At 39.5% G+C, this 13694-nt stretch carries 7 protein-coding genes; all 7 read right to left on the bottom strand.

Annotated features, from left to right (window positions below):
• Positions 1–130 precede the first annotated feature (130 nt).
• From AC0UMU_RS00390 to AC0UMU_RS00360, 7 genes are read right to left on the bottom strand one after another with little or no spacing between them, the layout of a single operon-like run.
• Positions 131–2311 (bottom strand): polysaccharide lyase family 8 super-sandwich domain-containing protein, encoded by a 2181-nt coding sequence (locus tag AC0UMU_RS00390; RefSeq protein ID WP_288639873.1) that lies wholly within the window; start codon positions 2309–2311, stop codon positions 131–133.
• A gap of 60 nt (positions 2312–2371) precedes the next feature.
• Positions 2372–3793 (bottom strand): FAD-dependent oxidoreductase, encoded by a 1422-nt coding sequence (locus AC0UMU_RS00385; protein WP_009317967.1) that lies wholly within the window; start codon positions 3791–3793, stop codon positions 2372–2374.
• An 18-nt stretch (positions 3794–3811) separates the two neighbouring features.
• Entirely contained in the window at positions 3812–5218 is a 1407-nt protein-coding gene (locus AC0UMU_RS00380; RefSeq protein ID WP_288639871.1) for a sialate O-acetylesterase, read from the bottom strand.
• 33 nt (positions 5219–5251) lie between these two features.
• A complete protein-coding gene (locus tag AC0UMU_RS00375; RefSeq protein ID WP_288639870.1) occupies positions 5252–7894 on the bottom strand; it encodes a polysaccharide lyase 8 family protein in 2643 nt (880 codons plus the stop codon).
• A 12-nt stretch (positions 7895–7906) separates the two neighbouring features.
• Positions 7907–8878, bottom strand: a complete 972-nt coding sequence (locus AC0UMU_RS00370; protein ID WP_278714973.1) for a DUF5017 domain-containing protein — start codon at positions 8876–8878, stop codon at positions 7907–7909.
• Positions 8878–10467: a RagB/SusD family nutrient uptake outer membrane protein gene (locus AC0UMU_RS00365; RefSeq protein WP_278583330.1), complete on the bottom strand. Its 1590-nt coding sequence runs from the start codon at positions 10465–10467 to the stop codon at positions 8878–8880. Before AC0UMU_RS00365 ends, AC0UMU_RS00370 begins: the two co-directional genes overlap by 1 nt.
• A gap of 20 nt (positions 10468–10487) precedes the next feature.
• A complete protein-coding gene (locus AC0UMU_RS00360) occupies positions 10488–13679 on the bottom strand; it encodes a SusC/RagA family TonB-linked outer membrane protein (RefSeq protein ID WP_288639869.1) in 3192 nt (1063 codons plus the stop codon).
• Positions 13680–13694: the final 15 nt, after the last annotated feature.

The following is a 13694-nucleotide window of genomic DNA, read 5'->3' as shown; positions in this document are numbered from 1 at the left end:
GCCTATCCGCACCGGAGAACAGACAAAAGGATTTTTTTCAGGTCTGATAGAAATAGCTTGTTAAATTTACCCGCATCAACTTTGAGAATTTTTTTGCCAGAAATTTAGATGACAAAACTCTTAATCCAAACTATAACGTAACAGAAATTCCTGAACCTGCATATTTACCTTGAGGACAGCTGACAGTAAAACGAGTACGATTTTCTTCCGGGATATAAACTCCTCCTGAATATTCTCCGGAAATTTCAAAAACTATCGTTTTTAATTGCTGCGTAGGATCGGACATCGTTATTTTCCAACCATCTTTATAAGGCCGGAGTATAAATAACGCCGGAGTTACTGCAATAAAATCGCAATAAGCATCGAGATGAAGCAAACCCGGTTTATAAAATATAGCTGATATGAGATTATTGTTTTTTTGTTTTACAGCTTGGCACTCTTCTGTCCGGCTTAAAATATCCACTGACAAAAAAGCCTTCCGACTACTTTTATCAGAAGGTGTTACCATATAAGCATAACATCCCTGATGATTATCTAAAACACAAGTAAATATTTTTGCAGACTGTTCGGACATATCGTAAAATGCTGCTATTTCATGCCAACTACCAAAACTCTTTTTTACAAAAATACGTCCTTTTTGTCCCGGAAGAATACAATAATCCCAACCACCATGGCTAACCAGACAGCTACTTTCTGGAGGCAACTCAAAAATATCATCTTTCAGAACAGATGTTTTCCCTTCAAAGTTTATGGTACAATTACCGGCATAATACGTTTGGTTTATCGTTGTCTGTAAAGAATCGCCCTTAGAACTTCTTAAACCATTTCCCAAACATACAAGCAAATCTCCGAACAAAAAATACCCCTTTTTCCCGGTTATCCCGTCACGATCGAGAGAAAAAGCGGCAATACCGTTTTCTCCATCAGCTATCACTCCTGAAAAAGCATTTCCATTACGATAACCTTCCCATCCCAATAAAGGCAAATCTCTATAATTTGCAGGAGCAGTAATACCCGGAAGGCAATGCCAGTCCCACACCGGAAAAATATTCTCATATTCTTTTCCGTCTCGCATTAAAGCCGTCACACCGTCCCCTAAATAATATCCCTTCAAATTCTCTTTATTACCTGTCTCCGTAGCAATAACACGAGGAGATGAAAATCTCACGGAGATATAAGCTTTTGAGGTTTTACTAACCAGCATGTCAGACCGATAAAAAGCACAAGTCCCGAAAGAGTCACAATCTCGACCTTCAGTAAGAATAGATCTGCACGATTCTTTATATCGACAAGCCCTCATACAATCGACATGAGAAATATCGTACAAAGCCTGTACTAATGCCAAGGCCTTTCCTCTTTGAACATTTTTAAACAGTTGGCGACCACAAGCACTAAAATCCATTCTACCGTTCCATACAACACCATTTAAACCTTTTAACAAGTAATCCCCCAATATCCTAATCTGTTTCTCTGCAAAAGAAAATTTTGTATCTCGAAAAATACAAGCCCAATATGTCATATTCAAGGCATAAGCAAGACCATAGTTTCCAAACTGAAGCTGAGGACCGTGCAAATGATATGAATAATCAGGTTGTATTCCTTCCCCCATCGTCAAATATATCTCCGAAACAATTACATTACGGGCCAACTCCAATTCATCTTTATTTTTCTCGAATAACGCTTTATAGATAACATTTCCTGCTAACCACACTTTATTTTGTCCGGTCTTGCCTATACGAGAACGGCTCAACTGTTCAAGTGCTTTACTTCTTAAATCCTCGGGTAAATGATCTTCCATCATCAACAATGCTGGTCCGAGTATTTTATTAATTCCGATATCGGTAAACCACCAATTTGTAGAACAATTGTCGTAATTACACCAATAGTTCAATCCCGATAAAAACACTTTTAGCACCTTATCGTGACGATATAAACCTGATTTTACAGCACAATAGCTTTTTGCTAAATGAAAAAGACGAATTACATGAAAAGACGGGAGCCAAAGACTTGCACTTCGATCTTCATAATTTATATCCGGCCAACTTCCATCCGGCAACTGCGAAACGACCCAATGCTCTATCGTATCACAAGGTAAAAGAATGTTCAAGTATAATTCTTTAACAGATTGATCAATATACGAACCGTTATCTGTCAACTGAATAATCTCAGATACTATTTTTTCATCTTCATATAATGAATTCGTATGCCATTCTATTAAATTCTTCTTACAAATTTGTATATCTTCAGCATACACCATATTGAAGAGAAAGAAGAAAAAAACAGACAATATTTTATACGGGCAACCTCCCATGTATATCAATTTTCAAAAATTCTCATAATACAATTTTATAAACTCTATTTTTATGTCTGATTACCGTATATTCTGTCCTTCCTCTTTTAAACGTTTCCGCAATAAAGTTACATCAACTTCATGCACATCCGGTTTTTCGGAACGAACAGCCAAAGCCCCAGCCAATCCGGCAGCTTCACCAGTCACCAAGCAAGCCGGCATAACCCGCAAACTGCCAAAAGCATATTCATCTGTAGATATACAACGGCCTGCTACCAAAACATTTTTCAATTTCTTAGGAGTAAGGCAACGATACGGAATACCGTGAGATTCCCCTTTGGAATAACGAGGATAACGTTTTTTCTTATTCTTTTTATGGACATCGATATAATAGCAATTCCGTCCTATTTCGTCATCAAAAGATCTCCGTGCCAGCCAATCATCTATTGTGAATAAATAATCGCCCACAATACGGCGGCTTTCTCTCAAGCCTAATAACGATCCTGTTGCCGAAAGATAAGAATCTCCGAAAATTTCCGGAGCAAACTCATGTAGCCCTTCATCCATTTGTTTCACCAGCTGCCGCCCTCGTATCATTGCATCCGAAAGATCTAAAGGATCAGTACTATTCACCTGTATATGTCCTGCATTGAACATCAAAAAAGAGGGTGCAGACATTTTTACATTAAAATGAGAATCAGGGATCAAAGGATACTTACCCGAAGCCAAAATTTTATGGATAGGGCTTTGCGGTTTGGCACCTTCTATCGTATAGCGGGCTTTATTATAATTTTGTTGATTTACATTCGCCATAGAAAAACAGAGTGTCGCAGATTGTACTTTCTCCGACTCATCTCCATGCAGAAAATCTGCACCGGCCCAGGCTGCCATATCTCCATCTCCAGTACAATCGATATATACTTTCGCTTTATATGCCGTCAGTCCGGCTTTATTCGACACGATAATCGAATCTATCGTTTCGTCATTTTTCATTTCCACAGCAGATAACTGAGTAAATAACAATACAGAAGCTCCTGAACTCAAAACCATTTCATCATATACCCTTTTCAATTGCTCGGTATTTATCGGTAACCAGTTATAACTGTTTTCTGGGACGTGAGGTACACCTTTTTTAGCCGCCCTCATTACTTTTTCAGCCAATCCGTTATAAATAATTTTCTCACCGTCGGTAAAAGGACACCATGCATTCATCAGTCCGGCAGTACCCATGCCACCCAGCATTCCGGTAGATTCGATCAAAAGCGTTTTCGCACCTTCTCTTGCTGCAGCAATAGCAGCAGTGCAACCCGAAGGTCCTCCTCCAACGACAATTACATCCCAACCCTTTGATATAGGAACAGAACGTTTTCTTAAAGATATTTTTTCTCTATCCTCTGAATTAATCGGTAACGCAGCAGAAACAGACGCAATACCCGATACGGCAACACCCATTAAACCCAATTGCTTTACAAAACTTCGCCGTGATATTTTATTTTTTCCCATACTCTTCTCTATATTAAATTATTCAACATTCCAATTATCTGTCCGAAATGAAGGGACAGGAATCCCTTCTGTACTATAAAGTTCCCCTTTAATCCAACTTCTAAATCCATAACGCACTGCGACAGGATTCTTTACTTGATCGTTCCAAACGACAATCCCCTTTTCTTTACCAATTACAGCTTTTGCAGGATAAAATACCCTATCCTCTCCAGCAACCTCAAAAAGCGTAATCGGTTTATTATACGATGTCAGCCCGTTCGGAGCATTTTTAAACTGAAGTAGCATTTTTCCATCCTTTACAACATAAGAATCCAGTTCCGGGAAATCACAAGCTATAGCACGTTTCCCGTATGTCCTATTCATCGCCCAATAGATCAACCTTTTTGCCACAATAGATTTATTTGACGGATGAATGCACTTTTCGATTCCGGCATCTGTAATGACAACCATACCGCTATACGGAATATCCTTATACGCTTTCAACTGCGCCTCTCGTAGCAATGCACCATTCCCATTCGGATAATCATACGGAGCAACCTGAACATAATAAAAAGGTAAAGTATCGTTATTCCATGATTTACGCCAATCCTTTACCATTTCAGGAAGTAATCTTCTATACAAATCCGTATCTCCTACATTTGATTCACCCTGATACCACAGAAAACCCCGTATTCCGAAACCGGCAATCGGAGCAACCATTCCATTATATAAAGAAGAGGGTGCTCTACGATGCACTTTAAAATTACGGAAATCATTCGGGACAGAAATATTCATTGATTCTAAGCACTCCCTACTCATCCACGGCTGTATTGCTGAACCGCCCCAAGAAGTTTCAATCATTCCTACCGGAACTTTAAGTTGTTTTTGTAAAGTTTTTGCAAACAAATAACCGATAAGACTAAAATACCTAATCGATACGGAAGATGCCGTTTTCCATTGTCCTCTACAAGTGTCTTGAGGGATCAACTGTGCATTACGAGCTATACGCATTAGCCTAATTTGCTCATTATCAGCATCCATAAGAATATCATTTGCATGTAGAACTGGTTGGTTTAAACTTCCTCTGACCGTCATTTCCATATTCGACTGACCGCCACATAACCACACTTCACCCGAAAGGACATTACGTACTTCTGCCTTATCGGATTTACTTTTACACCAAATAGAAAATGGACCTCCGGCAGGAGGCGTCTTTATATATACTTTCCATTTACCCGCCGAATCAGAAGTTACCCTACTCCACTGTTTGCACCAAGATCCCCGTACCGCAACTTCGGTCATCGGATCTGCAAAACCCCATACCGGCACATAGGAATCTCTCTGAATAACCATATTATCAGAAAACAGAGATGCGAGTTTCAATTCTGCATGAACAACAGAAAAAGACAAAATACCGGTTATACATAATAAAATAAATCGACTCATAAACTTCTTATTTTATAATAGTTTATAGTTTCCCTATCGGATAAATTTTTTACTGATAACTCTGTCCGATAAAATCAATGAAAGCAGATAACACCCTGAAGAGAAAAACTTCGAAGGGAGATAATAATTTTCCATTCCGGAAACAAGAGACAGTTCCCGCTCGACAAATAATCTCCCGTTCATATCCGTAACTCTAAATAGAGCTTTTTGTTCTTTAGGAGAATATACCGAAAGATTTATATCCCCTTTTTCAGAAACATACTTCAGGTCAAAAGAAACCGTGTCGGTCTGTATCCGTTCGACAGATGAAAGCTCTTTTTTTTGAAAAACGGCATTCAACCCTCTCCCCGATAAATCTTTTACATTAAAACTCAAAACCAAAGGTTCATAAGAAAGAACAGTTACCCGCTCATCTTTTCTTATGATCGATCCGGCAGCCAAAGAGACCAATCTTATCATAATTTCATCGGTATTCAACATTGTCGGATCTGACACGGAAACCTCAATCTCGTTCTTTCCTTCACGTACCATAACCGACGCCTTTTTATCACAATATAAAAAAGGGACACCATCTACAGCGACATATTGAGAAGTCGAATTATTCCAAAAATTCGCGCCTACTATCCCCAATGTTTTTTCCATTACTGCTTGTACGGATGACGTATTGCTCAATATTTTTATATCAGGATCGGAACAGTAATTTTTTAACTGAGAAGTAGTACACGACGGGATCAATACATAACTATAACGATTTTCATCCGAATCAGTATCATCCGAACAATTCCCATGCTCTTTCCATAAAGTCAAATAATAATCTTTCTGTACCGCCGTACTACCACCTTCATTTATATCTCTCCATGATCCTGTTTGTTGTTGCCGTATTGCTTTCAAATCCATAAATTCCGGGAAATAATAACCGACTTCCATTCCGGAATACTTTCCGGACAAATGCGCCCAAGTAACACCGGTCAAATTCAACGGAGCTGTATCCGATCCGAATAATGCATTTTGTTTTACACCGTCTACTGTAAAAACATTCCGGTTATCCGAGACCAATTTTCGCTGATCGATATAAGTACACACATTCACCTGACTTTTATTTGTAATGCCGGCACCTAATGCGACCAGCTCATCATCAAACATAAACCATGATTTTTTAGCACTCACCACCGGATCTTTCGATTCATAGAACATGCCGGAACAACCATATTTTCCGGAAATACCGACTCCTCCTACCCATGATTTTTCAGACAAAGTTTTAGCCTTTGCCGTAGAATTTTCGGCCACAGTCGTTCCTGATATACGATACGGATTTACGGTTGCCCAAAAATTTCCCTCATAATGGTTCTGATCCGGAGTATATAGATAAACTGCACCATCGGCATTATGCCATCCTCTGATATTCTCACGATTGGTATTCTCATAATTATATATACGGGAAGAATACATGGATATTCCTACCGCATACGTCGGACGATGCTGCACTGCTCTGTCCATACAGGGAAATTGACGATAAACTTCGTAAACTTCCCGTACAGGAATATCGGTATTTTCTATCAACGCTTTTGTTTCTTTAATCGCTCGAATAGAATTCATGTACGCATAATAATCCGAAAAAGTTTTATCAGAAATCAACCAGTCTTTTACCAAAGAAGCAATCCTCAAAGAACTCTCTTCAGGAAGTAAATACCGCAACCGCATCAGAATCTGTACCAATGAACGTCCCCTTTTATGGTCTGTAGTAGCAGATCGGGCAATCTCCCGCCCTCTTACCATAGACATCATGCCTCCCCGAAATACAAGAGGCTCAAAAGCTCTCCATATCCATTCGGAAACCACATTTCTATTCTCTTCAGAAAAATCGATAGAAGAACCATGATATAATATCATCAAGTCGGTTAAAGTAGCTAACAACGATGTTCCGTAACCACCTGTGTACGGATGACGTTCGTGCTGTATAAACGAACCGTCTTCATAAAACCCGTCACCTTGAGTTACATAATCAAACAAAGGATTCAGACTATTACGAGCATAAATAACATCCGTTTCATTACCGGAAATAATGCCCCGTACAGCAATAACCGTCGCTATCCACGCCAGATTAGCACCTGTGTAATGTCCTACATCCGGACAAAAATGAAATACCGGAAGCAAATACTTGTTCCGTAAATCGGAAGGCATATTATCATACATCAAAACAATGACATTATTCAACCTGAGAGGAGCTCCGATTTTATAATCCCACCAATTTTGTCCCGAATCATTGGTACTTTCGTTATACTGATTCATATACATCCATTCCAAAGCCGAAAGAATGTCCGATTTCAATTGCTCATTCCGATACAAGTCCGATCCGTCCAAATTATAAGCCAGAGCCATGCTCTGCAACCGATCATACGATTCAGTTATATCGGCAGAACTGCCATATGAAAGATCGTTCCATAACCGAGATCTGCCGGAATCTTTAATCATCGCATCCCACTGCTTTTTTCCGGCCGAAGTCAAACTGGTAATTTTATTTTTAATTTCTATTACTTCCGGATCATAGGGATACCCGGTCAACTCATTATACCAATTAAGACGTAAATCGTTTAAATCCAAAGCCAATATAGACAACGGTAAACAGAACGCAAATACTAAACAAAAACCTTTTTTTATCATGGTATTCATACTCATAGTAGTCTGATTTTAAGGTTCTACTTCAATTTCTACTTCTCTCACAACAGTTTGAGAACGGTCGGCATTGGCATTAGTTGCGACAAAAGTCACTCTATACTTACCCGGTTCTTTATAAATATACTTATACTCCGACAAACGTTGCTCGGTCATGCCTTTCAACGGTGTAGGACGATCCGGACCTAAATCTATCTGCGATTGGCGAACTAAAGGTTTTGTTATCATCCAATTCTCACTTGCTTCCTGCGATGAAGTACCTGCCGGTCCAAGCAATGTTATAACCGATAAAATCGTCGAACGGCAAGCTCCCCCAATTCCGGCATCAACTAATGAAAACCCTGCTGATGACATATCAGCAATAACTTGTTCTCCGAATAAATTAGTCTCCGTCGATAACTGGAAACCCCGAACATACCATGTTCGACAAGCTCCGGCTATCGCCGTAGCCTGATTAACATAGCGTAATCCTATATATACAGGTTTACCTTCTTCCATAAATTCATTCATCTTTAAAGTTCCCGAATTGACATAAGTCCCGTTCGTATTACCCGTAGCTATCGTAAAACGATCGGTTATATCAGTCCATGTAGCAGCTTTCACATGTGATATATCCGAATAGTTTCCGTTAAAGTCTGATGAAATCAATATCGAAAAATGATTCTCCTGGACTCCATACTTAGTCGCTGTACTGAAAGACAGATTATAATCTCCACTCTCCAATATACGATGTTCTCGACAAGAATATTCGCTATATACTTCACCGGTAAATACAGAAATAATATCAGGATCTCCGGTAAACTCAAATACAGCCTGTTCGCCGGCCTTTATTTTAGGCGTAAGCAATGTAACCGTAAAATCTTCTACATCACCGCTCAATTCCATCTGAGGATCACAAGCAGTTACCCCAATCAGCCCCCAAAACAATGAACCGATATATACAGAGGCTCTAAATATCTCTTTTAGATTTATACTTATTTTTTCCATTACCATTGAGGATTTTGAGTCAACTTTTTATTTAAAATCATTTCTCGTGCCGGAATAGGGAACAAAAGATGCCTTTGTGATACATTCCGGAAAGCTAATACAAAAAATTGCCCGCTATATTCCATATCGATCAAATTTTCTATATTTTTCATATTTTCGACAAGCTTACCCCATCGGATAAGATCTTGTTTTCGCAATGCCTCAAAACATAGCTCCCGAGAACGTTCATTCATAATTTCCTCTTGGAAAGATGTCTCATTGAGTCCTGATAAATCACAGGATTCCGGTTGTGTCAGATCGGTTTTACCGTTTACATCCAATAACCCGAAAGCCCTGCGACGCACAAGATTTATAGCATTATAAGCCTCCTGAGTCGGGCCATGATTTACAGCATTATCTGCTTCAGCAAACATTAATAAGACATCAGAATAACGCAACAACGGAAAGTTTTGTGAAGTAGCATTATTCGCTCTCGGATAAACAGTCTCATATTCCCGACGCCATTTACCGCAATAACGTTTCCACGCATCAAAACCTACGGCTTCCGGACGCGGAATATGAGAGCCGTCCTTACCGTATGTATAAGGTGCGATTGCCCAATCTCTTCGCAAATCACCCGTATCATATAAACGGTAAAGATATGCTGTAGCACTTATATGCCCATAGGCCAACCCTATTTCCTCGCTCTCACTACGCAAACCCAGCCAAGCTCCGACACGCCCCGTCTCACGATAAGAATTTTGGGCATTACCCCAAAACTCCACTTCCCAAATACTCTCTTTTATGTCATATTTATCCTGTGCATAATTGATGAATACCTGACTATAATCCGGATGTAAACGATGACCTGATTCTGTATCGTCTATTACTTTTTTTGCCCACGAACGAGCTTCGGCATAACGACTTTCATCATTTAACGGATTACCGGCCATACGCAGACAAACCCGAGCTAAAATACCTCGTACCGCAGACTTCGTGACCCGACCGCCGAATCCGGCTTCCGTAGCCGACTGAACCAAATCTTCAGCCAAATCCATATCTCCGATAATCTGTTCATATACCTTTTCCGAAGGAGTTCTCCCGACTTCTTTATTTTTGAGATCAACAGTAGGAGACAATATCAAAGGAACATCGCCCCAATGTTCTACTAAAATAAAATAATAATATGCTCTCAAAAAAAGAGTTTCGCCCTTTATCCGGTCTGCCAATAAAGGATCGACAGCAGGTTTCTGTTCAAGGCTCGCTAATACAAGATTGGCTCGATTAATTCCATCATACAAAATTTTCCACAGTCCTTGTACTATATTATCGGAAGTAGAAAAATTATATACTTGAGGACCTTCCATTACCTCTTCCCGGTTAAAATAACCTTCATCAGCCTCATTTCCCATACGACAGATATACTGCTGACCATAGAAAGCCGTATTTCCCAAAATATCATAAACACCGGCTAATGCATATTCCAACTGATCCTCCGTTTCGTAATAAGTCAACGACAAAAAATCATCCGGCTCTGTATCCAAAAAATCTGAACATGATGATAAAAAAGCCGAAAGACAGGCTACAAGAATATAATATTTATATTTCATACTATTCTAAATTTAAAGTTTCAAAATGTCGTTTTCAAACTGAACATAAATGATTTAGCCGAAGGATAGGCCGAATAATCGAATGAAGGTGTCAAAATACTGCTTCTTGTAGAAACAGACGGATCCATCCCCGAATATCCCGTAAATGTCACTAAGTTTCTTGCTGTAAAACTCAAATTTAAAGAACTGAGATATATCCTCTTCAAGCATTTCCGCGGAAAATTATACCCGAAAGTCAGATTCTGCAACCGCAGATAAGAACCATCTTCCAGAACACGAGAAGAATGATACCCTGCAGGACCTTGTCCTCCTGTCCGAAAATATTTATTACTTCTATTTTCCGGAGTCCACCTGTTTTCATAACTTTTATACTGATTTATATCTGTAGCCACCAGAGTATTCCCTTCGAGAAAAAGACGATTGGCGTTATAAACATCGTTACCATAAGACCAACTTAAGAATATTCCCAATGAAAAGCCTTTATATGTAAATGTATTATTAAAACCTCCAGTATGCAACGGTTGCCCCCGACCGATAATTGTCTGATCATAAGTATTGACAACTCCATCGCCGTTTAAGTCCCGATATTTGATATCACCCGGTTGTATCACCGACCGTTCATTTCCGTTGGTCGGGACATTATCCTTAAGAATATATTTCCCCGGTGAAGGCTGGTCAAAATCTTCTTCTTGATAAATTCCATCAAACACATATCCGAAAAACATTCCCGTCGGTTGCCCCACCTGCGCAACATACAGCGGAGAATTATTAAAGTTCGTATTCAAAGGAACAAAAGAATACAGATTGCGTTGATTTCCGGTAAGAGACAATATTTTATTACGATTAAAACTTATGTTGAAATCACTTTCCCAACGGAAATTCCGAGTTTTAACATTTACGGTTTTCAAAGATATTTCCAATCCTCGGTTTCTCATTTTTCCGACATTTTCATAGGCCGATTCAAAACCCATTGTATAAGGAAGATCTGCCAATAGTAACAAATCCCGGGTAATTTTTTGATACCAATCGACCGTCAGTTGTACTCTATCTCTAAAAAATCCGAGATCTACTCCAATATCGAACTGACCTGTCCTTTCCCACTTCAATTCGGAGTTGGAAATACCCGAAGGAATAAAGCCATGTGTTGGAGTGCCGTTATTGAAAGAGTAACAACTCGCAATAGGCAATCCTATCGAAGGATAATAAGAAAAATCAGAAACCCTGTTATTGCCCGTTTCTCCATAACTTGTTCTCAATTTACCGGTAGAAATAAAAGAGACTCTTTTCATAAACGGTTCTTCTGAAAAATTCCAGGCAAATGCACCTGACGGAAAATATCCCCACCGATTCCCGGGTGCAAATCGAGAAGATCCGTCACCTCGGAATGTAAACGTAAATAAATATCTCGAATACAAACTATAATTTACACGTCCGAAAAAAGATGCCATAGTATAATGCGTATTATCCGACGTTACCGTGTAAGGAGTTCCCTCACTTAAACCATCGATTCCCAATTCTTCGTTCGGCACTAAAATTGCAGACGAGCCGTAAGTCGTGTTCCTTCCTCCTTGTACCGAAAATCCGGCAACTGCATTCAAATGATGAGCGCCAGAAAATGTTTTATTATAAGTTACCGTATTCTCATTACTCCACACCGAACGTTCATCATTGAGAACCGATCCCCACTGGCCTCTTGTATTCAATTTATTCAAAGGACTTCCTTGTGTCGTTTTCGAATTATTAAAGGTTTCTCGCCGTTGCATCCGTTTATTTAAAGCACCGGTAATCCGAATAGTCAATCCGCTAAGTGGTTTTGCTTCCAAATAAGCGTTCGTCGTAAGGACCTTTAACCGGGTCTTTCTCGACTCATTCGCATTTGAGAGTACCGGATTGATCCGTACATCAGTTGCCGACAGGTTATCCTCATCTACAATTTCATCCAATATATCCAAGCTGCCTCCGGTTCCTACCGGCCTATATGCCCACGTACGATACAGCAAATAAGTTGTAGAATTGCTTTCAGTATCACCCGTAGCCAGGTTTTGTCCGAACTTTGTCATTTCAGTATATCCGGCATTTAATCCGGCAGAGAAAAAGCGATTTATTCGTTGATCCAAAGAAACTCGTCCTGTATATCGATCATATCCGGAATTATCAATAACTCCATTCTGATTATAAGTAGAACCGGAAACGGAATATTTCGTACGATCATTACCGCCTCTTATACTCAAGTTATATGTCATCAGCAAAGGACAATCATTCTGTATCTCATCTTGCCAATTTATCCCTTTCATATTTTTATAATCGTCCAAAGTCATATTGCATCCTGACAAATAGCGTCTCTCGGTAATATCCGGCTTTAGTTCGAGATTATAACGAACAAACTCATACGGAGACATCATCTCCATCTGTTTGCTGATTTCTTGCCATCCCAACGATGCACTGAACGATATAATCGGGCGACTTTTCCGTCCTTTCTTTGTCGTTATGACCACAACTCCATTAGCAGCCCGAGCTCCATAAATAGCCGTAGCCGAAGCATCTTTCAAAATATTTAAGGATTCTATATCATCATTACTTATCGAAGCCGCATCAAAATCTTCCATAGGGAAACCGTCTACGACATATAACGGAGAATTATCTTGAGTCAAGGAATTATTTCCACGAATCAATATTCCGGGAGTCTCTCCGGGTTGCCCGTCAGAGGCCTGTATCTGTACACCGGCAACACGACCTTCCAAAGCCTCGCTAAAAGAAGATACCGGAATGGTTGACAGCTCGTCCATGTCTACTTTCGCAACTGATCCGGTCACATCTTTCCGGGAAAAAGATCCATATCCCATTACTACGACTTCATTCAACTGACGCACATCTTCGGTCATAATAACCCGCAACTGCTTATTTTTTTTCACAGGGATTTCTTGAGATTCATAACCGACAAACGAAAATATCAAAACCGAAGTATCAGAAGACACAGAAATAGAAAAAGCTCCATTCGCATCACTCATCGTTCCTCGGGAAGTTCCCTTTAACATAATACTGACACCGGGCAGCATTTCCCCTTTCTCATCCATTACTTTTCCCGAAATATTACGGTTTTGCTGAGCATAAACAGAAACACAGGATAACAAAACAAGAAAAAACATATATACGAACCGCCATTTTCGTAATAATGACAGTAGATAGATACAATAATAATCGTTTATTTTCATGGCCTGACATATATT

Source organism: Coprobacter fastidiosus (assembly GCF_982245605.1).
This window is presented reverse-complemented; position numbering and strand designations above follow the sequence as displayed.

Coding starts and splice junctions, on each gene's coding strand:
- AC0UMU_RS00390 (WP_288639873.1), bottom strand. CDS start 2,311: ATGGGAGGTTGCCCGTATAAAATATTGTCTGTTTTTTTCTTCTTTCTC.
- AC0UMU_RS00385 (WP_009317967.1), bottom strand. CDS start 3,793: ATGGGAAAAAATAAAATATCACGGCGAAGTTTTGTAAAGCAATTGGGT.
- AC0UMU_RS00380 (WP_288639871.1), bottom strand. CDS start 5,218: ATGAGTCGATTTATTTTATTATGTATAACCGGTATTTTGTCTTTTTCT.
- AC0UMU_RS00375 (WP_288639870.1), bottom strand. CDS start 7,894: ATGAGTATGAATACCATGATAAAAAAAGGTTTTTGTTTAGTATTTGCG.
- AC0UMU_RS00370 (WP_278714973.1), bottom strand. CDS start 8,878: ATGGAAAAAATAAGTATAAATCTAAAAGAGATATTTAGAGCCTCTGTA.
- AC0UMU_RS00365 (WP_278583330.1), bottom strand. CDS start 10,467: ATGAAATATAAATATTATATTCTTGTAGCCTGTCTTTCGGCTTTTTTA.
- AC0UMU_RS00360 (WP_288639869.1), bottom strand. CDS start 13,679: ATGAAAATAAACGATTATTATTGTATCTATCTACTGTCATTATTACGA.